Source organism: Streptomyces sp. NPDC006510, from assembly GCF_040611955.1.
GTDB lineage: Bacteria > Actinomycetota > Actinomycetes > Streptomycetales > Streptomycetaceae > Streptomyces.
In genome coordinates this window covers 14,111-37,775 of sequence record NZ_JBEXPH010000047.1, presented here as the reverse complement: position 1 = coordinate 37,775, position 23,665 = coordinate 14,111, and the positions used below count along the sequence as shown (strand labels likewise).

Annotated in this window: 19 protein-coding genes and 1 pseudogene; 13 read left to right on the top strand and 7 right to left on the bottom strand. The window is 69.1% G+C overall.

The features are described from left to right. Nucleotides 1–2: 2 nt before the first annotated feature. The 3 genes from glpK to ABZY11_RS16955 all read right to left on the bottom strand — a co-directional run bounded on the left by glpK (nt 3) and on the right by ABZY11_RS16955 (nt 3,409). On the bottom strand, nt 3–1,538 hold the full coding sequence (gene glpK, locus ABZY11_RS16965; RefSeq protein ID WP_356479867.1) for a glycerol kinase GlpK: 1,536 nt from the start codon (nt 1,536–1,538) through the stop codon (nt 3–5). A 56-nt stretch (nt 1,539–1,594) separates the two neighbouring features. After that, on the bottom strand, nt 1,595–2,386 hold the full coding sequence (locus ABZY11_RS16960) for an MIP/aquaporin family protein (RefSeq protein WP_356479866.1): 792 nt from the start codon (nt 2,384–2,386) through the stop codon (nt 1,595–1,597). A 258-nt stretch (nt 2,387–2,644) separates the two neighbouring features. After that, nucleotides 2,645–3,409 carry an IclR family transcriptional regulator gene (locus ABZY11_RS16955; protein ID WP_356479865.1) on the bottom strand — a complete coding sequence of 255 codons (765 nt, stop codon included), beginning with the start codon at nt 3,407–3,409 and terminating at the stop codon, nt 2,645–2,647. Nucleotides 3,410–3,649: 240 nt separating this feature from the next. Here ABZY11_RS16955 and metH point away from each other — a divergent pair, with 240 nt between their 5' ends. The 3 genes from metH (at nt 3,650) to ABZY11_RS16940 (ending at nt 9,951) form a co-directional block, all read left to right on the top strand. Then, nucleotides 3,650–7,162, top strand: coding sequence for a methionine synthase (gene metH, locus ABZY11_RS16950; protein ID WP_356479864.1), 3,513 nt, complete (start codon nt 3,650–3,652; stop codon nt 7,160–7,162). A 120-nt stretch (nt 7,163–7,282) separates the two neighbouring features. Continuing rightward, a complete protein-coding gene (locus ABZY11_RS16945; RefSeq protein WP_356479863.1) occupies nt 7,283–7,984 on the top strand; it encodes an HAD family phosphatase in 702 nt (233 codons plus the stop codon). Nucleotides 7,985–8,349: 365 nt separating this feature from the next. Next, entirely contained in the window at nt 8,350–9,951 is a 1,602-nt protein-coding gene (locus ABZY11_RS16940) for an ABC transporter substrate-binding protein (RefSeq protein ID WP_356479862.1), read from the top strand. A gap of 54 nt (nt 9,952–10,005) precedes the next feature. On the opposite strand, the gene ABZY11_RS16935 is transcribed toward ABZY11_RS16940, so the two are convergent. After that, nucleotides 10,006–10,677 (bottom strand): response regulator transcription factor, encoded by a 672-nt coding sequence (locus ABZY11_RS16935; RefSeq protein ID WP_093541287.1) that lies wholly within the window; start codon nt 10,675–10,677, stop codon nt 10,006–10,008. A 10-nt stretch (nt 10,678–10,687) separates the two neighbouring features. Continuing rightward, on the bottom strand, nt 10,688–11,533 hold the full coding sequence (locus ABZY11_RS16930) for a PD-(D/E)XK nuclease family protein (RefSeq protein WP_356479878.1): 846 nt from the start codon (nt 11,531–11,533) through the stop codon (nt 10,688–10,690). 171 nt (nt 11,534–11,704) lie between these two features. Here ABZY11_RS16930 and ABZY11_RS16925 point away from each other — a divergent pair, with 171 nt between their 5' ends. From ABZY11_RS16925 to ABZY11_RS16915, 3 genes are all read left to right on the top strand, one after another. Beyond that, nucleotides 11,705–12,955 (top strand): site-2 protease family protein, encoded by a 1,251-nt coding sequence (locus ABZY11_RS16925; RefSeq protein ID WP_356479861.1) that lies wholly within the window; start codon nt 11,705–11,707, stop codon nt 12,953–12,955. Nucleotides 12,956–13,016: 61 nt separating this feature from the next. Next, complete coding sequence (locus tag ABZY11_RS16920; RefSeq protein ID WP_356479860.1) at nt 13,017–13,922, top strand: tRNA (adenine-N1)-methyltransferase; 906 nt, start codon at nt 13,017–13,019, stop codon at nt 13,920–13,922. 250 nt (nt 13,923–14,172) lie between these two features. After that, nucleotides 14,173–14,751 (top strand): hypothetical protein, encoded by a 579-nt coding sequence (locus ABZY11_RS16915; protein WP_356479877.1) that lies wholly within the window; start codon nt 14,173–14,175, stop codon nt 14,749–14,751. Nucleotides 14,752–14,789: 38 nt separating this feature from the next. Here ABZY11_RS16915 and ABZY11_RS16910 read toward each other — a convergent pair whose 3' ends face one another. Continuing rightward, the gene (locus ABZY11_RS16910) at nt 14,790–15,101 is read right to left on the bottom strand and encodes a ferredoxin (RefSeq protein ID WP_356479859.1); all 312 of its coding nucleotides are present in this window, start codon (nt 15,099–15,101) and stop codon (nt 14,790–14,792) included. Between the two features lie 241 nt (nt 15,102–15,342). Between ABZY11_RS16910 and arc the strand changes: the two genes are divergently transcribed. From arc to prcA, 6 genes and pseudogenes are all read left to right on the top strand, one after another. Beyond that, entirely contained in the window at nt 15,343–17,109 is a 1,767-nt protein-coding gene (gene arc, locus ABZY11_RS16905) for a proteasome ATPase (protein WP_356479858.1), read from the top strand. A gap of 234 nt (nt 17,110–17,343) precedes the next feature. Next, on the top strand, nt 17,344–18,855 hold the full coding sequence (gene dop / locus ABZY11_RS16900) for a depupylase/deamidase Dop (protein WP_351252492.1): 1,512 nt from the start codon (nt 17,344–17,346) through the stop codon (nt 18,853–18,855). A 121-nt stretch (nt 18,856–18,976) separates the two neighbouring features. Next, nucleotides 18,977–19,195 (top strand): ubiquitin-like protein Pup, encoded by a 219-nt coding sequence (locus ABZY11_RS16895; RefSeq protein ID WP_124718707.1) that lies wholly within the window; start codon nt 18,977–18,979, stop codon nt 19,193–19,195. 101 nt (nt 19,196–19,296) lie between these two features. Next, a pseudogene (locus tag ABZY11_RS16890) lies at nt 19,297–19,487 on the top strand (endonuclease domain-containing protein); the annotation flags it as partial. After that, nucleotides 19,439–20,284, top strand: coding sequence for a proteasome subunit beta (gene prcB / locus ABZY11_RS16885; protein ID WP_356479857.1), 846 nt, complete (start codon nt 19,439–19,441; stop codon nt 20,282–20,284). The pseudogene ABZY11_RS16890 and the gene prcB, both read left to right, overlap by 49 nt. A gap of 58 nt (nt 20,285–20,342) precedes the next feature. After that, nucleotides 20,343–21,155, top strand: a complete 813-nt coding sequence (gene prcA, locus ABZY11_RS16880; protein WP_356479856.1) for a proteasome subunit alpha — start codon at nt 20,343–20,345, stop codon at nt 21,153–21,155. 67 nt (nt 21,156–21,222) lie between these two features. On the opposite strand, the gene ABZY11_RS16875 is transcribed toward prcA, so the two are convergent. Continuing rightward, the gene (locus ABZY11_RS16875; protein ID WP_356479855.1) at nt 21,223–22,263 is read right to left on the bottom strand and encodes a LacI family DNA-binding transcriptional regulator; all 1,041 of its coding nucleotides are present in this window, start codon (nt 22,261–22,263) and stop codon (nt 21,223–21,225) included. A 136-nt stretch (nt 22,264–22,399) separates the two neighbouring features. On the opposite strand from ABZY11_RS16875, the gene ABZY11_RS16870 reads away from it, so the two are divergent. Then, complete coding sequence (locus ABZY11_RS16870) at nt 22,400–23,659, top strand: MFS transporter (RefSeq protein WP_356479854.1); 1,260 nt, start codon at nt 22,400–22,402, stop codon at nt 23,657–23,659. Nucleotides 23,660–23,665: the final 6 nt, after the last annotated feature.

The window sequence follows — 23,665 nt, the reverse complement described above, 5'->3', positions numbered from 1 at the left end:
GATTACTCCTCGGCAGTGTCTTCGTCGAGCCAGCCCATGGAACGTTCCACGGCCTTGAGCCAGCTCTTGTACTCGCGGTCGCGGGCGTCCGCGTCCATGCGGGGGGTCCACTCGGCGGCCCGGCGCCAGTTGGCGCGCAGCGCGTCGGTGTCCGGCCAGAAGCCGACGGCGAGACCGGCGGCGTAGGCGGCGCCGAGGCAGGTCGTCTCGGCGACCATGGGCCGCACCACGGGTGCGTCCAGGAAGTCGGCGAGCGTCTGCATCAGCAGGTTGTTGGAGGTCATGCCGCCGTCGACCTTGAGGGCGGTCAGCTCGACCCCCGAGTCCTTGGTCATGGCGTCGGTGATCTCGCGGGTCTGCCAGGCGGTGGCCTCCAGGACCGCGCGGGCGATGTGAGCCTTGGTGACGTACCTGGTCAGACCGGCGATGACGCCGCGGGCGTCGGAGCGCCAGTACGGGGCGAACAGGCCCGAGAACGCGGGCACGAAGTACGCGCCGCCGTTGTCCTGGACCGACGAGGCAAGGGTCTCGATCTCGGCCGCGGACTTGATCAGGCCCATCTGGTCGCGCATCCACTGCACCAGCGAACCGGTGACGGCGATGGAGCCCTCCAGGGCGTAGACCGGCTTCTGGTCGCCGATCCGGTAACCGACGGTCGTCAGCAGCCCGTTGTACGAGTTGACGGGCTTCTCTCCGGTGTTCATCAGCATGAACGTGCCGGTGCCGTACGTGGACTTGGCCTCGCCCTCGGAGAAGCAGGTCTGGCCGAAGAGGGCCGCCTGCTGGTCGCCGAGCGCGGACGCCACGGGGACCCCGTCGAGCACGCCGCCCTTGGCGTTGCCGTACACCTCGGCGGAGGAGCGGATCTCGGGGAGCACCGCGGCCGGGATCTCCATCGAGTGGAGGATCCGCTCGTCCCACTGCATCTCGTGCAGGTTCATCAGGAGCGTGCGCGAGGCGTTGGTGACGTCGGTGACATGGACGCCGCCGTCGGTGCCGCCGGTCAGGTTCCAGATGACCCAGGAGTCCATGGTGCCGAAGAGGATGTCGCCGCGCTCGGCGCGCTCGCGCAGTCCCTCGACGTTGTCGAGCAGCCAGCGGACCTTGGGGCCGGCGAAGTACGAGGCGAGCGGCAGCCCGGTCTCGCGGCGGAAGCGGTCCTGGCCGACGTTGCGGCCGAGCTCCTTGCAGAGCGCGTCCGTCCGGGTGTCCTGCCAGACCAGGGCGTTGTGGACCGGCTCACCGGTGTTCTTGTCCCAGAGCAGCGTGGTCTCGCGCTGGTTGGTGATGCCGATCGCCTTCACATCGGCGGCCGTGATGCCCGCCTTGACGATGGCGCCGGCCACCACCTCCTGGACGTTCTCCCAGATCTCGGTCGCGTTGTGCTCGACCCAGCCCGGCTTCGGGAAGATCTGCTCGTGCTCCTTCTGGTCGACGGAGACGATCCGGCCGTCCTTGTCGAAGACGATGCAGCGGCTGGAGGTGGTGCCCTGGTCGATGGCCGCGATGAACGGGCCGGTGGTGTGTGCGTCGGTCACGGTGTGCTCCCGGAAGTCTGTGTGGTCGTGAGGGTTAGGGCTCTGGGCGTCACGGCTCAGGCGAAGGCGACGTTGTAGAGCCCGCCCGCGATCGCGCCGCCGATCAGCGGTCCGGCGACCGGGATCCACGCGTAGCCCCAGTCGGAACCGCCCTTGTTCGGCAACGGCAGCAGCGCGTGCACGATACGCGGACCGAGATCGCGAACCGGGTTGATCGCGTAACCCGTCGGGCCACCGAGCGAGAGACCGATACCGACGACCACCAGTGCGGTGACCAGCGCGCCGAGCGTGCCCAGACCGTTGCCGTCGTTGTTGAGGCCCTGGGTGAGGATCGCCAGGACGAGCACGACGGTGGCGATGATCTCGGTGACCAGGTTCTGCACGGCGTGCCGGATCTCGGGGCCGGTGGAGAAGATGCCCAGGACCGGGCCCGCCTCGGGGGCGGAGGCCTTGTCGACCATGCCCTCTTCACCCGTGTGGGCGCTCAGGATCTCCGGATCGGTCAGATGCGCCCGGAACTGCCCGTAGTACGTCAGCCAGACCAGCACCGCGCCGATCATCGCGCCGAACAGCTGGGAGCCGAGGTACAGCGGTACGTCGCTCCACTCGGTGCCGCCCTTGATCGCGAGGCCGATCGTGACCGCCGGATTGAGGTGCGCGCCGGAAACGCCGCCGGCCAGATACGCGCCGGTCAGCACGGCGAAGCCCCACCCGAAGGTGATGGCCGTCCAGCCGGCGTTCCGCGCCTTGGAGCGCTTGAGCGTGACAGCGGCACAGACACCGCCGCCGAGCAGGATGAGCACGGCGGTACCTATGGTCTCGCCGATGAAGATGTCGGAGCTGGACACCCGCGACTCCTTTGTCCTTCGTCCAGGGAAGCCGAACCCCGGGTCCCTCCGGTGGTCCGCGCCCTCGTGGGAGGGCGTTTTCCGGCCCTTGGCGCTGTCACACCCTAACGCTTGTTTCCGTTAGCTGTTCGACAATGCCGACCGATGAACGGCAATGCTTCCCCCAGGTGAATCAGGCGTCAAGGGTTGTGTGGCCTATAACTCGATCGTTACCGGCGGCGGTCCACCGCAGTGGCCGGAAGCGCCCGGCCGCAGTGGTCAGAAGCGCCCGGCGCCCAGATCTCTGGAGACCGCCCGGGCGCAGTCGCGCACCGCGGCGATCAGCTCGGGGCGCAGCTCCCCCTCCGCGCAGACCCGCTCCACGGCACCGGTCACGGCCACCGCGCCGACCGGCATCCGGCGCCGGTCGTGGATCGGGGCGGCCACCGCGGCCACGCCCTCCCAGGTCTCCTCCACGTCGGCCGCCCAGCCGCGCGCCCGGATCAGGTCGAGCATCGCCTCGAACTCCTCCTGGTCGGTGACGGTGCGCGGCGTGAAGGCCTGCCGCTCGGCCTCCAGGGCCTCGGTGTGCGCCACCGGGTCGTACGCCGAGAGCACCTTGCCCAGGGCCGTGGAGTGCAGCGGCTGCATGGCCCCGACCTCCAGGACCTGCCGGCTGTCGTCGGGGCGGAACACGTGGTGGACGATGAGGACGCCCTGCTGGTGCAGCACGCCCAGATGGGCGCTCTCGCCGCTGGAGCGGGCCAGGTCGTCCGTCCATACGAGCGCGCGGGCCCGCAGTTCGTGGACGTCCAGATAGCTGTTGCCCAGGCGCAGCAGCTCGGCGCCCAGCTGGTAGCGGCCGGACGCCGGGTCCTGCTCGACGAAGCCCTCGTGCTGGAGCGTGCGCAGGATGCCGTGTGCGGTGCCCTTGGCCAGGCCCAGTGAAGAGGCGATGTCGGACAGCCCCAGCCGACGCTCGCCGCCTGCCAGCAGACGCAGCATCGCCGCCGCCCGCTCCAGCGACTGGATGTTCTTGGCCATCGCGCCGTACTCCTCCACCTCGGTTCGACAATGCTGAACACTATCGGTCGATGCCGACCCATGCTCGACCGTGCGGTAAAACCGCGACACCGCTCCGATCAGGACATCCCCCCCGCACAGCATGCAGTCCGTTCCGTGGGACGGAGTGACGGCCCCGGGCGCCGCCCGGCTAGGCTGGCGTGGTGCGCCTTCCACCGAAGACGCAAAGCCGACAGCCGTCGCATCCCAGGGAGTACATCCATGGCCTCGTCGCCGACCCCTTCCGCCGACAGCCGGAACCGAGCCGAAGCCCTCCGTGAGGCGCTCGCCACCAGGGTGGTGGTGGCCGACGGTGCCATGGGCACCATGCTCCAGGCACAGGACCCGACCCTTGAGGACTTCCAGGACCTCGAAGGCTGCAACGAGATCCTCAACGTCACCCGCCCCGACATCGTGCGTTCGGTGCACGAGGAGTACTTCGCCGTCGGCGTGGACTGCGTCGAGACGAACACGTTCGGCGCCAACCTGGCGGCCCTGGGCGAGTACGACATTCCGGAGCGGGTCTTCGAACTCTCCGAGTCCGGTGCGCGCATCGCCCGCGAGGTCGCCGACGAGTTCACCGCCACAACCGGGCAGCAGCGCTGGGTGCTCGGCTCGATGGGCCCGGGTACGAAGCTGCCGACGCTGGGCCACGCCCCGTACACCAAGCTCCGCGACGCCTACCAGCAGAACGCCGAGGGCCTGATCGCCGGTGGCGCCGACGCCCTCCTGGTGGAGACCACCCAGGACCTGCTCCAGACCAAGGCGTCCGTCATCGGCGCCCGCCGCGCCCTGGAGGCCACCGGGGCCAACCTCCCGGTGATCTGTTCCGTCACCGTCGAGACGACCGGCACGATGCTGCTCGGCTCCGAGATCGGCGCGGCGCTCACCGCCCTGGAACCGCTCGGCATCGACCTCATCGGCCTGAACTGCGCCACCGGCCCCGCCGAGATGAGCGAGCACCTGCGCTACCTCGCCCGTCACTCCCGCATCCCGCTCTCCTGCATGCCCAACGCCGGCCTCCCTGTGCTCGGCAAGGACGGCGCGCACTACCCGCTGTCCCCGGCCGAGCTGGCCGACGCGCAGGAGACCTTCGCCCAGGAGTACGGCCTCTCGCTGGTCGGCGGCTGCTGCGGTACGACTCCGGAACACCTGCGCCAGGTCGTCGAGCGGGTCCGGGGCGTGGCCGTCACCTCCCGCACCCCGCATCCCGAGCCGGGTGCCGCCTCTCTCTACCAGACCGTCCCGTTCCGCCAGGACACCTCGTACCTGGCGATCGGCGAGCGTACGAACGCCAACGGGTCGAAGAAGTTCCGCGAGGCCATGCTCGAAGCCCGCTGGGACGACTGCGTGGAGATGGCCCGTGACCAGATCCGCGAGGGCGCGCACATGCTCGACCTCTGCGTCGACTACGTGGGCCGTGACGGTGTGGCGGACATGGAGGAGCTGGCCGGCCGTTTCGCCACCGCGTCCACCCTCCCGATCGTGCTGGACTCGACGGAGCTGCCCGTGCTGCGGGCCGGCCTGGAGAAGCTGGGCGGGCGTGCCGTCCTGAACTCGGTCAACTACGAGGACGGCGACGGGCCCGAGTCCCGCTTCGCCAAGGTCACCGCGCTGGCCGTGGAGCACGGCGCCGCGCTGATCGCGCTGACCATCGACGAGGAGGGCCAGGCCCGGACCGTCGAGCACAAGGTCGCCGTCGCCGAGCGGCTGATCGCGGACCTGACCGGCAACTGGGGCATCCAGGAGTCGGACATCCTCATCGACACCCTGACCTTCACCATCTGCACCGGTCAGGAGGAGTCCCGGGGGGACGGCATCGCCACGATCGAGGCAATCCGTGAGCTGAAGAAGCGCCACCCCGATGTGCAGACCACGCTGGGCCTGTCCAACATCTCCTTCGGCCTCAACCCGGCCGCCCGCGTCGTGCTGAACTCCGTCTTCCTCGACGAGTGCGTCAAGGCCGGACTCGACTCCGCGATCGTGCACGCCTCCAAGATCCTGCCGATCGCGCGCCTGGAGGAGGAGCAGGTCAAGGTCGCCCTCGACCTCATCCACGACCGGCGCGCCGAGGGCTACGACCCGCTGCAGCGGCTCATGGAGCTGTTCGAGGGCGTCAGCACGAAGTCGATGAAGGCGGGCAAGGCCGAGGAGTTGCTGGCCCTGCCGCTCGACGAGCGGCTCCAGCGCCGCATCATCGACGGCGAGAAGAACGGCCTGGAGAGCGACCTCGACGAGGCGCTGCTGACCCGCCCGGCCCTCGACATCGTCAACGACACCCTCCTGGAGGGCATGAAGGTCGTCGGCGAGCTCTTCGGCTCCGGCCAGATGCAGCTGCCCTTCGTCCTCCAGTCCGCCGAGGTCATGAAGACCGCGGTGGCGTACCTCGAACCGCACATGGAGAAGTCCGACGCCGAGGGCAAGGGCACCATCGTCCTGGCCACCGTCCGCGGCGACGTCCATGACATCGGCAAGAACCTCGTCGACATCATCCTGTCCAACAACGGCTACAACGTCGTCAACCTCGGCATCAAGCAGCCCGTCTCCGCGATCCTGGAAGCCGCCGAGGAACACCGGGCCGACGTCATCGGCATGTCCGGTCTCCTGGTGAAGTCGACCGTGATCATGAAGGAGAACCTGGAGGAGCTGAACCAGCGCAAGCTGGCCGCCGACTTCCCCGTCATCCTCGGCGGCGCGGCCCTCACCCGGGCCTACGTCGAGCAGGACCTCCACGAGATCTACGAGGGCGAGGTCCGCTACGCCCGAGACGCCTTCGAGGGGCTGCGCCTGATGGACGCGCTGGTCGCGGTCAAGCGCGGTGTCCCGGGCGCGGTCCTGCCGGAGCTCAAGCAGCGCCGGGTGCCCAAGCGCGACGCCGCGGTCCTGGAGGTCCACGAGCCGGAGGAGGGCGTGCGCTCCGACGTCGCCGTCGACAACCCGGTCCCCGAGCCGCCCTTCTGGGGCACCCGGGTCATCAAGGGCATCCAGCTCAAGGAGTACGCGTCCTGGCTCGACGAGGGCGCCCTCTTCAAGGGCCAGTGGGGACTCAAGCAGGCCCGCGCCGGTGACGGACCCACGTACGAGGAGCTGGTGGAGACCGAGGGCCGCCCGCACCTGCGCGGCTGGCTCGACAAGCTCCACACCGAGAACCTCCTGGAAGCCGCCGTCGTCTACGGCTACTTCCCGTGCGTGTCCAAGGGCGACGACCTGATCCTGCTCCACGAGGACGGCTCCGAGCGGACCCGCTTCACCTTCCCGCGCCAGCGCCGCGGCCGCCGTCTCTGCCTCGCGGACTTCTTCCGCCCCGAGGAGTCCGGCGAGACCGATGTGATCGGCCTCCAGGTCGTCACCGTCGGCTCGAAGATCGGCGGCGAGACCGCGAAGCTCTTCGAGGCCAACTCCTACCGCGACTACCTGGAGCTGCACGGACTGTCCGTGCAGCTGGCCGAGGCCCTCGCCGAGTACTGGCACGCCCGGGTCCGCGCCGAGCTGGGCTTCGGCGGCGAGGACCCGTCCGATGTGGAGGACATGTTCGCGCTGAAGTACCGGGGCGCGCGCTTCTCCCTCGGCTACGGTGCCTGCCCCGAACTGGAGGACCGGGCGAAGATCGCCGAGCTGCTCCAGCCGGAGCGGATCGGGGTGCATCTCTCGGAGGAATTCCAGCTGCATCCGGAGCAGTCCACCGACGCGATCGTCATCCATCACCCGGAGGCGAAGTACTTCAACGCGCGGTAGGACGACGTTCAACGCGCGGTAGCAGGACAAGTCGTACACTGGTCGGTCCAGTGCAGGCCGGTCGCCCTTCCCACGGGAAATGGCGGCCGGCCTTCTCGTCCCTTACGGAAGGTGTGCCGGATGACCAGCACGGTCCCTGCGTCCTTGACCCGCACGGCCGAAGGCGCCGCGCTCCAGGCCGTCCTCCTCGACATGGACGGCACCCTCGTCGACACCGAGGGTTTCTGGTGGGACGCGGAGGTGGAGGTCTTCGCCGAGCTCGGTCACCGGCTCGACGAGGCATGGCGGGACGTGGTTGTCGGCGGGCCGATGACCCGCAGCGCCGGCTATCTCATGGACGTCACCGGCGCGGACATCACCCTCGACGAACTCACCGTGCTGCTCAACGACCGCTTCGAGAAGCGCATCGGCCGCGGTGTGCCGCTGATGCCGGGCGCGGCACGGCTGCTCGCCGAACTGGCCAGGCACGAGATTCCCACGGCCCTGGTCTCCGCCTCGCACCGGCGGATCATCGACCGGGTACTGGAATCGGTTGGCCGGCACCACTTCGCCCTCACCGTCGCGGGCGACGAGGTCTCCCGTACGAAGCCGCACCCGGAGCCCTATCTCACCGCCGCTTCCGGCTTCGGCGCGGAACCCGAGCGCTGTGCGGTCATCGAGGACACGGCGACCGGAGTCGCGGCCGCGGAGGCGGCGGGCTGCCGGGTGGTCGCCGTACCGTCGGTCGCGCCCATCGCCCCCGCGTCCGGACGGGTGGTCGTACGTTCGCTCGAAGAAGTCGATCTCGCTTTCCTCCGGGGCCTGGTCACGGGAGTGCGTTGATCCGCATACCGAGAGTATTTCTGTGAATGAATGGAAAATCTCTCGGTGGCGGATGGTGCATTTTCTGTCGTGTGTAGGTGTGGAAAAGCCGGGCGTGCGATAAAGGATTTGAACGGCCAGGGCGTGAGCTTTCTCACCCGAATGCACTTCGGAGGGCTCCCGGGATCACCCGGTGTGTCCGTTTCAGGGCAATGAAATGTCCAGGTTCATTCTGATATCTGCGATACCTTTCCGGTGCGTGAAAGCGGCTCGCCGTCAATTCTCATCACCATTCGATTACGTGCGGGCACTTCTCCGGTCCGGCATTGCCGACGACGCCTACTAATGTCGCTTTCTCCATGCCCGGATGAGGGAGAGCGTCCAAGATGAACCGCAAGACTCTGGTGCTGCCGGCCGTTGTCGGCCTGCTCGCACCCGCACTCGCCGCCTGCGGCGCGTCGGGTGACGGGAGCGATGGCAAGGCCGCCATCGTTGTCGGCACCACGGACCAGTTCGTCGCCTCGAAGGGCAATCCCGCGCCGCTCGACCCCGCCATCGGCTACGAAGCCGGCGTGTGGAACGTGCTCCGGCAGACCGTGCAGACCCTGGTGCATGTGCCGCGCGGGGGCGGCGAGCCGGTGCCCGAAGCCGCGGAGAGCTGCACCTTCACGGACACGCAGAACGAGAGCTACCGCTGCAAGCTGCGCAGGGGTCTGAAGTTCGCCGACGGCAAGGCCATGACCGCCGACGACGTGAAGTACTCCATCGACCGCGTCATCCGCATCGATGCCGCCAACGGGCCCGTCGCCCTGCTCGACAACATCGACACGGTCGAGACGCAGGGCGAACGGGAGGTCGTCTTCCACCTCCGCACGTCGGACGCCACGTTCCCGTACAAGCTCGCCACTCCCGTCGCCGGGATCGTGCCGCGGAGCAAGTACGCGGCGAATTCCGCGCGGACCGGATTCCGGGTGGACGGCTCCGGCCCGTACACCATGAAGGCGGAGACCGAGCACAACAAGGCCGTCAGGATCCTCTTCACCAGGAACCCCCACTACAAGGGGGATCTGAAGGTGCGGAACGACAGGGTCGAGCTGGACGTCTTCCCCGACCCGACGGCCATGGGCAAGGCCCTCGACAACCGGAAGATCGACATGATGACCCGCACCATGTCGCCCGAGCAGTCCCAGCAGATGCTCGAACAGCCCAGGGACGGCATCAAGCTCACCGAGATGCCCGGCCTCGCCATCCATTTCCTGGGCTTCAACACCAACGATCCGGCAGTGAAGAACAAGGCCGTCCGCCAGGCCATGGCCCAGGTCATCGACCGCGGCGAAATCGCGAGCAAGGTGTACGGCACCACGGCCGAGCCGCTGTACTCGCTGATCCCGCCAGGAATCACCGCGCACGCCAACTCGTTCTACAACAAGTACAGCGAACCCAGCACCAAGAAGGCCGCGGCGATCCTGAACGCCGCAGGAGTCGATACCCCGGTGAAGCTCACGCTCCACTACCCGACCGACCGTGTCGGCGCCGGCACGGCCGCCGAGTTCGGAACCCTGAAGAAGCAGTTCAACGACACCGGGCTGTTCGACGTCACCGTCCAGGGAACCCCCTGGGCGAAGTACCGCCCGGCACAGCTGCGCGGCGACTACGCCGTCTACGGCATGGGCTGGTTCCCCGACTTCCCGGACCCCGACAACTTCACGGCGCCGTTCCTCGACCGGAACAACTTCCTCAACTCGCCCTACACGTCGGCCCTGGCACAGAAGACGCTCATCCCGCAGTCCCGCCGTGAGACCGACCGCAGCGCCGCGACCAAGACCTTCCAGCGGCTCCAGGACGTCGTGGCCACGGACGTCCCCGTACTGCCGATCTGGCAGGGCAAGCAGTACGTCGCCTCGCGCGAAGGTCTCACCGGCGTCGAATGGGCGGTCAACTCCTCCGCCGACCTCCAGCTGTGGGAGCTGGCGAAAGATCCCCGCTGAGCCCGGAAGACGCCCGGGCCCCGCCCGGCCGGGGCGCGTCGCCTCCCGGCAGGGTCACTGGGCGCCGGGGCGCACCAGACCGCTCTCGTACGCGTAGACGGCGGCCTGGACCCGGTCGCGCAGTCCGAGCTTGGTCAGTACATGGCCGACATGCGTCTTGACCGTCGTCTCACTGACGAACAGATCCGCGGCGATCTCCGCATTCGACAGACCGCGCGCCACCAGCTTCAGCACCTCGACCTCGCGGTCGGTCAGCGTGTGCAGGGTGTCGGGCACCGGCTCCTCGCCGGACGGCAGATGGTCCGCGTACTTGTCGAGGAGCCTGCGGGTGATGCTCGGTGCGAGCATCGCCTCGCCCGCCGCGACCACCCGGATGGCCTGCACCAGCTCATTGGCCGGAGCGTCCTTCAGCAGGAAGCCGCTGGCGCCGGCGCGCAGCGCCTCCACCACGTACTCGTCGAGATCGAACGTGGTCAGCACCAGCACCTTCGCCGGGCCGTCGCGGCCCGGCCCGGTGATCTGGCGCGTCGCCTCGACGCCGTCCATCCGCGGCATGCGGATGTCCATCAGCACCACATCGGGCTGAAGCGCCCGCACCTGGTCGAGAGCCTGGAGACCGTCACCGGCCTCACCCACCACCGCGAGATCGCCTTCCGCCTCCAGAATCATCCGGAAGCCGGTACGCAGCAGCGGTTGGTCGTCGACCAGTAGGACGCGGATAGCCACAGGGTCTCCTTCAAGGTCCTTCGAGGGCCACGGGCCGGTCGGCCTCAGCCCGGACCGGATCCATTCTGCCCTGCACATCCTGCTCCGACTCAGCCGGGCGGACCGTCAATGGATAGACCGGGGGAGTACCGCCGAATTCGGGACAGACCGATCGGTGGTCGCACCAGCCGCAGAGCTTCGTCGGCCGGGGCCGCCACTCACCCGTCTCGGTGGCCAGCCGGATCGCGTCCCACAGCGCCAGCAACTTGCGCTCCACCCGCTCCAGATCCGCCACCACCGGGTCGTACGTCAGGATGTCCCCGCTGCCGAGATAGACGAGCTGGAGCCGGCGCGGCACCACACCCTTCAGCCGCCAGATCACCAGCGCGTAGAACTTCATCTGGAAGAGCGCGCCCTCCGCGTACTCCGGGCGCGGCGCTTTCCCCGTCTTGTAGTCGACGATCCGGACCTCGCCCGTCGGCGCCACGTCGATCCGGTCGATCACCCCGCGCAGCCGCAGCCCCGACTCCAGCTCCGTCTCCACGAACAGCTCCCGCTCGGCGGGCTCAAGACGCGTCGGGTCCTCCAGCGAGAACCACCGCTCCACCAGGCCCTCCGCCTCCGAGAGCCAGCGCGAGAGCCGCTCGCCACCGGCATCCTCGGCGAACAGCTCCGACAGCTCCGGCTTCGACTCCAGCAGCCGGTCCCACTGGGCGGGGATCAGCGCCGTGGCCCGGCCCGCGGTGCGCTCGACCGCGGGGTTGTCGAAGAGCCGCTCCAGCACCGCATGGACCAGCGTGCCCCGGGTAGCCGCCTCGCTGGGCTTCTCCGGCAGTTTGTCGATGACCCGGAAGCGGTACAGCAGCGGACACTGCATGAAATCGCTCGCCCGCGACGGCGACAGGGACGAAGGCGGCTGAGCGGGCCGCGGCAGGGAGGTCATGTCGAAGACCCTACGGCCCGCCACTGACAGCGGGCGGCATACCATCGACCACACAGCCTCGAACACCGCATGACCGTGCCGTAGGGCACCGACCGAAGGGACCCCGTGGACGAGAGCGGCGACAGCGGGCGGCCGCAGCCCGGTGCAGGGGGAACGCCCCCTGGCACCGAACCCGACAAGGGCGGACCGCAGCGCCCCGAAGAGCCCGGAGGCGGCCTTCTCATGGGCCGCCCCTTCGGCGTGCCGGTGTACGTCGCGCCCAGCTGGTTCCTCGTGGCCGCACTGATCACCTGGGTCTTCGGCGGCCAGCTCGACCGGGTGCTGCCCGAGCTCGGCACGGCCCGCTACCTGGTCTCCCTCTTCTTCGCGATCGCCTTCTACGCCTCCGTACTCGTCCACGAACTGGCCCACACCGTCGTGGCGCTGCGCTTCAAGCTGCCGGTGCGCCGCATCCAGCTCCAGTTCTTCGGCGGCGTCTCCGAGATCGAGAAGGAGTCCGAGACCCCGGGCCGCGAATTCGTGCTCGCCTTCGTCGGACCGCTGCTCTCCCTGGTGCTCGCGGGAGTGTTCTACGTCGGGATGATGTTCGTCGAGCCCGGCACCGTGCCCGGAGTCCTGCTCGCCGGACTGATGATCTCCAACCTTCTGGTCGCCGCCTTCAACCTCCTCCCCGGCCTCCCGCTCGACGGCGGACGCATGCTTCGCGCCGTCGTCTGGAAGATCACCGGACGGCCGATGAGCGGAACCGTCGCCGCCGCCTGGGTCGGCCGCGCCCTCGCCGTCGTCACCCTGATCGGCCTGCCGCTGCTCACCCACACCGGGACCTTCGGCAACGACCCCCGCGATCTCAGCGGCATGGACACCATCACCGACGCGCTGCTCGCCGCCATCCTCGCCGCGATCATCTGGACCGGAGCGGGCAACAGCCTGCGCATGGCCCGGCTGCGCGAACACCTTCCCGAGCTGCGCGCCCGCACCCTCACCCGGCGCGCCGTCCCGGTGGAGTCCGCCACCCCGCTCTCCGAGGCGCTGCGCCGGGCCAACGAGGCGGGCGCCCGCGCCCTCGTCGTCGTCGACGGACACGGCGAACCGAAGGCCATCGTCCGGGAAACCGCCATCGTCGCCGTGCCGGAACACCGCCGCCCCTGGGTCGCCGTCAGCGGCCTCGCCCAGGACCTCACCGAAGGCATGAAGGTCTCCGCCGAGCTGTCCGGCGAAGCACTCCTGGACCGGCTCAAGGCCAGCCCGGCCACCGAGTACCTGGTCATGGAGGAGACCGGCGAGATCTACGGCGTCCTCTCCACCGCCGACGTCGAACGCGCGTTTGTCGCCGCCCTGGCCAGGCCGGCCTCCTGACCGCCCGGCCCCGCCCCGGGCTCGCGGTCGGAGCCCGGGGAATCACCGGTACGCTGGTCACATGTCTGAACCGACCGGTGCCGCCCGCCGACGCGGGCCCTTCAAGGTCGGGGACCAGGTCCAGCTCACCGATCCCAAGGGACGCCACTACACCTTCACGCTCGAGGCCGGAAAGAACTTCCACACCCACAAGGGTTCTTTCCCGCACGACGAGCTGATCGGTGCCCCCGAGGGCAGTGTTGTCCGAACCACGGGAAACGTCGCCTATCTCGCGCTGCGCCCCCTGCTCCCCGACTACGTCCTGTCCATGCCCCGCGGCGCCGCCGTGGTCTACCCCAAGGACGCGGGGCAGATCCTGGCCTTCGCCGACATCTTCCCCGGCGCCCGCGTCGTGGAAGCCGGCGTCGGCTCCGGCTCGCTCTCCACCTTCCTGCTGCGCGCCATCGGCGACCAGGGCATGCTGCACTCCTACGAGCGCCGCGAGGACTTCGCCGAGATCGCCCAGCAGAACGTGGAACGCTATTTCGGCGAACCGCACCCGGCCTGGCAGCTCACCGTCGGCGACCTCCAGGACAACCTCTCGGACACCGACGTCGACCGAGTCGTCCTCGACATGCTCGCCCCGTGGGAGTGCCTGGAGGCCGTCTCCAAGGCGCTGGTGCCCGGCGGCATCCTCTGCGCGTACGTCGCCACCACCACCCAGCTCGCGCGGACCGTCGAGTCCATCCGTGAGATCGGCTGCTTCGCCGAGCCGCAGCCCTGGGAATCGATGATCCGCAACTGGCACGTCGAGGGCCTGGCCGTCCGCCCGGACCACCGCATGATCGGCCACACCGGCTTCCTCGTCACCGCCCGCCGCCTGGCCGACGGTGTGGAGGCACCGCTGCGCCGCCGCCGCCCCGCCAAGGGCGCCTACGGCGAGGACTACGACGGTCCCGGCGGCCAGAGCGGCTCCTCCCGCGGCTGACCCGCGCAACGCACCGGCGTCGTCGCCGAGTTCCCGGACCGACCCGGGAACTCGACGGCGGCGCCCTTTCGTTGCCGGAACGAGGACACCGTCCTCACCGGCCCCGCAATCCGTACCGACCCCACCGTTCCGCTGTTCTGTGAGGTGTGGCACGATGCTGGCCACCGTGCGCCGCCGCGGCAGTCCCGCCAACAGCGCCGCCGCCCGCCCAGGCATCCTCGAACCACAGGAACCACAGGAGACATCCCGCGTGCAGACCTCCGAGCTCCCGGACCTCGCGCACACCGACACCAAGCCGCTGCACTGGCTCGCCACCGCGGCGGCCATGGCCGCCGTCGTCGCGGCCGCCGGCCTGCTACAGCCGGACCCCACGGCCTCAGCCTCCACCCCGCACCGCACCACGGCGCAGCCCGGCACCACGGCCGTCACCGCACCCGACCCGGCACGGGCAGCCTTCCCTTTGGACTGCGGCGGACAGGAGAGCACCGTGGCCAAGCAGGCCACCGGCGACCTCGACGGCGACAGCCGCCCCGAGACCGTCGCGGTGGTGCACTGCGCGGCCGGCTCCGGCACCCCGCCCAGCGGCGTCTATGTCCTCACGCGCGGAAGCGGGGCCGCACCGCGGGTCGTGGCGACCCTGGTGGACCCCGCTCAGGAGATGAGCATCGGCGATTTCGCGGTGAGTGACGGAATCATTTCGGCCACTCTGCTCGGCTATTCCTCGGACGCGGTGGCGCGCTGCTGCCCCGACCAGCAGGAGCGGGTCACCTGGCAGTGGCAGGGCGGCGCGTTCGTCCGCGCCACCCGGGCCGCCCCGGCCAACGCCTGAGCGGTCACCGCGAGTGGCCGAGGACCCCGGCCGTCGGCTCAGGCGGCCTCGGGACCGTACACCTCGACGCTGTCCGAAACGCGACGGACGTGGATGCAGTCGCCCGGGCACTCCCTGGCCGAGTCGACGACGTCCTGGAGGAGCGGCAGCGGAACGGGCGTCGTCGCCCCCTTGTCCTGCAACAGCTCGTCGTCGGCGCTCTTGACATAGGCCAGACCGTCGATGTCCAGCTCGAACACCTCGGGCGCGTACTGGACGCAGATGCCGTCTCCCGTGCAGAGGTCCTGGTCGATCCAGACCTCCAGGTCCTGCGCGTCGCCACCGTTGGGAGCGTCCTGCTGCACGGTCATTTCTCCTGCCGTTCCCTGCGTATCCGAACCAAAAGAAGCCAGCCCTGACGGGTGTTGAACGGTTCGACGATACAACCGGCCGCTTTCCGATGTTGAAGGGTGGGTATTCCCCTGACACGAGGGGGAACGCAAGGGTGAAGATCGGACACGCCCCGCAGTCTTTGTGATCTAGGGGTTTCAATCATCACCCACCCAGGTAGGGTCAGGAAGCGTCCAGCTCCCCTTGGAGGAGGTGAGGACCGTGGCAGCCCACGACGACGACATCAACCGCGGCATCCGGCCCGGGCGGGGGTCCGAAGACCCAGCCGGCCAGGTCGCCTATCTTGAGCAGGAAATCGCCGTCCTGCGACGTAAGCTCGCCGACTCTCCGCGCCATACGAGGATTCTCGAAGAGCGGATCGTCGAGTTGCAGACCAACCTGGCAGGCGTTTCCGCACAGAACGAGCGGCTCGCCAACACGCTGCGCGAGGCCCGCGACCAGATCGTGGCCCTCAAGGAAGAAGTCGACCGGCTCGCACAGCCGCCGGCCGGATTCGGTGTGTTTTTGCAGGGCAATGAGGACGGTACCTGCGACATCTTCACCGGGGGCCGAAAGCTCCGGGTGAACGTCAGCCCCAGTGTTGAGCTCGACGACCTCCGGCGCGGCCAGGAAGTCATGCTCAACGAAGCGCTCAACGTGGTCGACGCCATGGAATTCGAGCGGGCCGGGGACATCGTCACCCTCAAGGAAATCCTTGAGGACGGCGAGCGGGCCCTGGTCATCGGGCACACCGACGAGGAACGGGTGGTAAGGCTCGCCGAGCCGCTGCTGGACATCACCATCCGCCCCGGCGACGCCCTCCTGCTCGAACCCAGGTCCGGCTACGTCTACGAAGTGGTCCCCAAGAGCGAGGTCGAAGAGCTCGTCCTCGAAGAGGTACCGGACATCGACTACGACAAGATCGGCGGCCTGGGCGACCAGATCGAACTGATCCGGGACGCGGTCGAGCTCCCCTACCTCCACCCCGACCTCTTCAAGGAACACGAACTGCGTCCGCCGAAGGGCATCCTGCTCTACGGCCCGCCCGGCTGCGGCAAGACACTCATCGCCAAGGCCGTCGCCAACTCCCTTGCCAAGAAGGTCGCCGAGGTCACCGGCCAGCCGGCGGGCAAGAGCTACTTCCTCAACATCAAGGGTCCGGAGCTTCTCAACAAGTACGTCGGCGAGACCGAGCGGCACATCCGCCTGGTCTTCCAGCGTGCCCGTGAGAAGGCGGGCGAGGGCACCCCCGTCATCGTCTTCTTCGACGAGATGGAGTCCCTCTTCCGTACCCGGGGATCCGGCGTCAGCTCGGACGTGGAGAACACCATCGTCCCCCAGCTGCTCGCCGAGATCGACGGCGTCGAGGGCCTGGAGAACGTCATCGTCATCGGCGCCTCCAACCGCGAGGACATGATCGACCCCGCGATCCTGCGACCCGGCCGCCTCGATGTGAAGATCAAGATCGAGCGCCCGGACGCGGAGGCCGCGAAGGACATCTTCGCGAAGTACCTCACGCCTTCGCTGCCCCTGCACGCGGACGACCTCGCGGAGCACACCGGCTCCAAGGAAGCCGCCGCGCACGCCATGATCCAGTCCGTCGTCGAGCGGATGTACACCGAGTCCGAGGAGAACCGCTTCCTCGAGGTCACGTACGCCAACGGCGACAAGGAAGTCCTGTACTTCAAGGACTTCAACTCCGGCGCGATGATCCAGAACATCGTCGACCGGGCCAAGAAGATGGCCATCAAGGCCTTCCTCGAACAGGGCCAGAAGGGCCTTCGCGTCTCCCATCTCCTCCAGGCCTGCGTGGACGAGTTCAAGGAGAACGAGGACCTGCCGAACACCACCAACCCGGACGACTGGGCCAGGATCTCCGGCAAGAAGGGCGAGCGGATCGTCTTCATCCGCACGCTCGTCACCGGAAAGCAGGGCGCGGACACCGGTCGCTCCATCGACACGGTGGCGAACACCGGGCAGTACCTGTAGAACGCAGTCAGGCTGCGGATGCCCGGCCGGGCATCCGCAGCCGGTTGCTTTCGGTACGGCTCACGCGACACCGCAGCAATGACGTAATTGATCTCCCCACCAGCACAGAGGCGCTCTAGGCTCTTGCGTACCGCCCGGTCGCGCAGTGCGTGGACGGGCAGTGCACGCGCACCGACCAGCAGCGGTACTTGAGCGCCGCCCCTCAAGGGAGCGCCGCCGGGCAAGGAGGGCCGCATGACCGTACGGCGAGTAATGGGCATCGAGACGGAGTACGGGATCTCCGTCCCCGGCCACCCCAACGCCAATGCCATGCTCACCTCGTCCCAGATCGTCAACGCCTACGCAGCGGCGATGCACCGGGCGCGCCGCGCCCGCTGGGACTTCGAGGAGGAGAACCCGCTGCGGGACGCGCGAGGTTTCGACCTCGCCCGCGAGACCGCGGACTCCAGCCAGCTCACCGACGAGGACATCGGCCTCGCCAATGTCATCCTCACCAATGGGGCCCGCCTCTACGTCGACCACGCGCACCCGGAGTACAGCTCCCCGGAAGTCACCAATCCGCGGGACGCGGTCCTCTGGGACAAGGCCGGCGAACGCATCATGGCCGAGGCCGCCGAGCGCGCGGCCCAGCTTCCCGGCGCCCAGCCGATTCATCTCTACAAGAACAACACCGACAACAAGGGCGCCTCGTACGGCACGCACGAGAACTACCTGATGAAGCGGGAAACCCCGTTCTCCGACATCGTGCGCCATCTGACCCCGTTCTTCGTCTCCCGCCAGGTGGTCACGGGGGCGGGACGCGTGGGAATCGGCCAGGACGGCCACGAGCACGGCTTCCAGATCAGCCAGCGCGCCGATTACTTCGAGGTCGAGGTCGGGCTGGAGACCACGCTCAAGCGCCCCATCATCAACACCCGCGACGAACCCCACTCCGACGCCGAGAAGTACCGCAGGCTCCATGTGATCATCGGGGACGCGAACCTCTCGGAGATCTCCACCTATCTCAAGCTCGGCACCACCGCCCTGGTCCTCTCCATGATCGAGGACGGCTTCATCAACGTCGATCTCGCGGTCGACCAGCCGGTGCGCACCCTGCACCACGTCTCCCACGACCCGACCCTGAAGCACCTCATCACGCTGCGCAGCGGCCGTACCCTCACCGCGGTACAACTGCAGATGGAGTACTTCGAGCTGGGCCGCAAGTACGTCGAGGAGCGGTACGGGGCGGATGCCGACGAGCAGACCAAGGACGTCCTGATCCGCTGGGAGGACACCCTCAACCGGCTGGAGAACGATCCGATGAGCCTGTCGGGCGAGCTCGACTGGATCGCCAAGCGGGAGCTCATGGAGGGCTACCGCCGCCGCGACAGCCTGGACTGGGACGCGGCGCGCCTGCACCTGGTGGATCTCCAGTACGCCGACGTGCGGGCCGAGAAGGGCCTGTACAACCGTCTGGCGGCCCGCGGGAAGATGAAGCGGCTGCTGGACGAGAACGAGGTCGAGCAGGCCCGTACGAAGCCTCCGGAGGACACCAGGGCCTACTTCCGCGGCCGCTGCCTGGAGCAGTACGCCGACGACGTGGCGGCGGCCTCCTGGGACTCGGTCATCTTCGACCTGCCGGGTCATGACTCGCTGCAACGGGTACCCACCCTGGAACCGCTGCGTGGCACCCGCAATCACGTCAAGGAGTTGCTGGACCGCTGCCGCACGGCGGAGGAGCTGGTCCAGGTCCTGTCGGGCGGCTGAAAGGGCCGGGATCGGGGAATCATCGGGATGACCCCCGGACGTTGAGGGAAAGTACCGGGCCGATGTCGGAGCCCGTGGGTAGGGTCTGATCAAGTGCTTCGAACCGAGCGGGGTGAGCTAAATGGCGACCAAGGACACCGGCGGCGGACAGCAGAAGGCGACGCGTTCCACCGAGGAGGTCGAGGAGCAGGCGCAGGACGCGCAGGTCTCCGAGGACCTCAAGGACCGCCAGGAGAAGCTGAGCGACGACGTCGACTCGGTTCTGGACGAGATCGATGATGTGCTCGAGGAGAACGCCGAGGACTTTGTGCGTTCCTTCGTTCAAAAGGGCGGACAGTAGTTCGCGAATGTGAACGCGGGGGAGTGGAGAGCGATGCGCGCGGTACGGGCCGACCCGGCCCGTACCGCGCGGGCGCAAACGGCACCGCGAGCCGTGCAGCTGCCCCCGCGGTTCATGTGGATCACCGCCACGGGACGGGTAGGGTCCGTGGCGTAACCGCATCAACTGCAATTCGGCCATCGGCAAGTTGGGAGACGATCCTGACGCCTTGCGCAGGGCCGTCGCTTACCTGGAGGGAAACGCGTGGAAGCCAACACTCGTAGCACCGGGCGTCTACCAGCTGCCTTCCTGACGCCGGGATCCTCTTCGTTCATGGATTTCCTGTCCGACCAGTCGCCCGGGATGCTCCCGGGCAACCGGAGCCTGCCGCCCCTGCAGGGGGCCATCGAGGCGCCGCACGGGACGACCATCGTCGCGGCGACGTTCGCCGACGGCGTGGTGCTGGCCGGCGACCGGCGAGCGACCATGGGCAATGTGATCGCGCAGCGTGACATCGAGAAGGTCTTCCCGGCCGACGAGTACTCGGCGGTGGGCATCGCCGGCACGGCCGGACTGGCCGTGGAGATGGTCAAGCTCTTCCAGCTGGAGCTGGAGCACTTCGAGAAGGTCGAGGGGGCCCAGCTCTCCCTGGAGGGCAAGGCGAACCGGCTCTCCACGATGATCCGCAGCAATCTGGCGATGGCCATGCAGGGCCTCGCCGTCGTGCCGCTCTTCGCCGGCTTCGACGTCGACCGCGAGAAGGGCCGCATCTTCTCGTACGACGTCACGGGCGGCCGTTCCGAGGAGCATGGATACGCGGCCACCGGCTCCGGGTCGGTCTTCGCCCGGAGCTCGATGAAGAAGCTCTACCACGGGGACCTGACGGAGCAGGAGGCCCTCACCCTGGTCGTGCAGGCGCTGTACGACGCCGCGGACGACGATTCGGCGACCGGCGGTCCCGATGTGGCCCGGCGGATCTACCCGATCGTCACCGTCATCACCGACGAAGGCTTCCGGAAGCTGGACGAGGCGGAATCCTCCGAGATCGCCCGCTCGGTCCTGGAGCGCCGGCTCGAGCAGCCCGACGGCCCGCGCGCCGCGCTGCTCTGACCTCCGTTCCGCTGCTTCTTCGATGCTCTTGTCACTGACAGAAAGGGACGGATAACCGGTGTCGACGCCGTTCTATGTCTCACCTCAGCAGGCCATGGCCGACCGGGCGGAATACGCCCGGAAGGGCATCGCCCGTGGTCGCAGCCTGGTTGTGCTGCAGTATGCCGACGGCATTGTGTTCGTCGGCGAGAACCCGTCCCGTGCGCTGCACAAGTTCAGCGAGATCTATGACCGGATCGGTTTCGCCGCCGCCGGAAAGTACAACGAGTACGAGAATCTCCGCATCGGCGGCGTGCGCTATGCCGATCTGCGCGGGTACACCTACGACCGTGACGATGTGACGGCCCGTGGGCTGGCCAACGTCTACGCGCAGACGCTGGGCACCATTTTCTCCAGTGCGGCCGAGAAGCCGTACGAGGTGGAGCTGGTGGTCGCCGAGGTGGGCGCCGAGCCGGAGGGCGACCAGATCTACCGGCTGCCGCACGACGGCTCGATCGTCGACGAGCACGGCTCGGTCGCGGTCGGTGGCAACGCCGAGCAGATCAGCACCTTCCTGGACCAGCGGCACCGCGACGGGATGACGCTCGCCGAGGCGCTCAAGCTGGCGGTGCAGGCGCTGTCGCGCGATCCCAACGGCAGTGAGCGGGAGATCCCCGCGGAGCGGCTGGAGGTCGCGGTACTGGACCGTACGCGGCCGCAGCAGCGGAAGTTCAAGCGGATCGTCGGCAGGCAGCTGGCGCGGCTGCTGGAGGCGGACGGCGGCTCCGCGCCGACGGATGCCCCGTCCGACACCGAGGAGAGCGAGGGCACCGAGCCCGCCGCCGGGACGGACGCCCCCAAGTCCACCGACTCCGGCGGTGACGTGGAGTAGTCCGTCGAGGGACGGTCCACCGCTCTGTCCGTGCCCCGGTCCGCCGTCCCGGCGGGCCGGGGCACGGTCATGCGTGCGGAGCGTCCGCGGGCGGGGGCGCCGAGGAGCCGCGAGTCACCAGGCGCACGGGGAGGCTGCCGGTCTCGGTGGGACGGTCGTCCAGGACCGCCAGCAGCGCGGCCATGCCGCGCTCGCCGACCTGCTCGGCGGGCAGCCGCACGGTGGTCAGTTCCGGCTCGACGGCCGTGGCCAGCGCCAGATCGTCGAACCCGGTGACGGACAGGTCGTCGGGCACCCGGAGGCCGAGTCTGCGGGCGGCTTTGCAGGCTCCCGCGGCGAGGATGTCGTCGTCGCAGACGAGGGCGGTGGGCCGGGGGCCCGGGGCGGCGAGGGCGCGCTCGGCCGCGAAGCGGCCCGCGTGGACGTCGAGCGCCGCCGCGGCGGTCCGTACGGAGGTGCCGGGCACCGCCCGCAGGGCCTCGTGGAGCGCCCGGCCGCGCACCGCGAAGGTCCAGGAGTCGACCGCCGAGGCCAGGTGGACGAAGCGGCGGTGGCCGAGGGCGAGGAGATGCTCCGCGACCTGCCGCATTCCGTCGGCGATGTCCAGATTGACGCGTGCCGCGACACCGGTGTCCGCCGGGTCGCTGTCGAGCATGACCAGCGGCAGGCCCGCGCCGCGCAGCTCGTCGAGTGCGCCGGCGGCCATGGATGAGGCGATCACGCCGTCCAGGGAGGCGCTCGCCGAGGCGAAGGGGTCCCTGGCCGGACCTGTGCCGTCGGGGGACGGGTAGAGGACGACACCGAAGCCGTGTTCGGCGGCGACCGCTGCGGCGCCGGTGTAGACGCGTGCGAAGAACTCGTTGGTCAGCGCGGGGACGACCAGCAGCGCGGTCCTGGTGCGGCCGAGGCGCAGGTTGCGAGCGGCGAGATTGGGCCGGTAGCCGAGGCCGTGGGCGGCCTGCCGTACGCGTTCGGCGGTGGCCTCGGAGACCCTGCCCCGCCATTTGCCGCCGAGCACGAGGGAGACGGTGGCCTGCGAGACGCCTGCGGCCCGCGCGACGTCGCGGCTGGTGGGCCGGGTCGGGGCGGGCTGTGGTGCGCTGGTCACTCGGGCCTCCGGGCCGGTCGGGGCAGGCACCGTGAGGTGGACCTGCGGACTGGGCACATGGTACGTATGAACCTCGACGTTATACGTAAAACCTCTGGGTGCCGGAAGAGTGCCCGAGGGAGAGGGGCGACGGGACATGGCCGCGGGATATCTGGACATCCTCCGGGCGCGGCATGCCGCCCGCCTGCTGGCGGGAACCCTGGTGGGGCGACTGCCGAACGGCACCGCCCATATCGCCATCGTGCTCTTCACCAGGGCCGAGGGCGGCAGCTACACCCTCGCCGGCGCCCTCGCGGCCGTGTACGGGCTGTCCACCGCGGTCGGGCAGCCGCTGCTGGGCCGAGCCGTGGACCTGTACGGCCAGCCACGCGTCCAGCTCCCGGCCGCCGTGGTGTCGGCACTGGGTATGGCCCTGCTGGCCCTGGTGGGCCTGGGATCGCTACCGCTGGCCTACGGGGCGGTGATCGTGGCCGGCGTCTTCACGCCGCCGCTGGAGGGCGGCCTGCGGGCCCTGTGGCCGAGTGTCCTGGGCAGTGAGGACCGGGTGCACCGGGCGTACGCCATGGACGCCGTCGCCCAGGAAGTCATGTTCACCGTGGGTCCGCTGCTGGTGACGGTGCTGGTCTCCCTCTGGTCACCCGCCGCCGCCCTGCTCGTCATCAACGCGATAGGGGTCCTGGGGGCGCTCTCCGTCGTCCTCTCCGAGCCCTCCCGGGCCTGGCGCTCCGCACCCCGCGAGGCGCACTGGCTGGGCGCGCTGCGCTCGCGGGGGCTGCTGGCGCTGCTCGGATCGTTCTTCTTCGTCGGACTCGCGCTGGGCTCGATCACGGTGGCCGGTGTGGCCTACGCCGACGACCACGGCCGGGAGTCGGTGTACGGCTGGCTGATGGCCGCGCTCGGGCTGGGCGCGCTGATCGGCGGCGCCGTCTACGGGGCGCGGCAGTGGGCCGGGGCGCCCGAGCGCCGGCTGCGGGTCATCGTCGCGCTGCTGGCACTGGGCTATCTGCCGCTGATACTGACCCCCGGAGTGGTCGCCATGACCGCACTGGCGGCAGTGGCCGGAGTCTTTCTGGCGCCCGCGATCGCGTGCTCCTTCATCGTGGTCGACCGGCATGCTCCGCAGGGCACCGTGACCGAGGCGTTCTCCTGGCTGGTGACGACGTTCGGGGTGGGCGCGGCGGCCGGAACGGCCGTGGCGGGCCCGGCCGTCGAGCTGGGCGGCACGTCGTGGAGTTTCGCCGTCGCGGGGGCCGGTGGGGTGGCGGCGCTGCTCGTCCTGCTGGCGACGGGAAGGGTACTCGCAGTTCCCGGGCGTACGGCCGTTGCCGCACAGGGATCGGAAAATGATCGAAACGGTGCTGTCGAACCCGGTTTCAGCACAGGCCATCAGGCGTAATGTTCA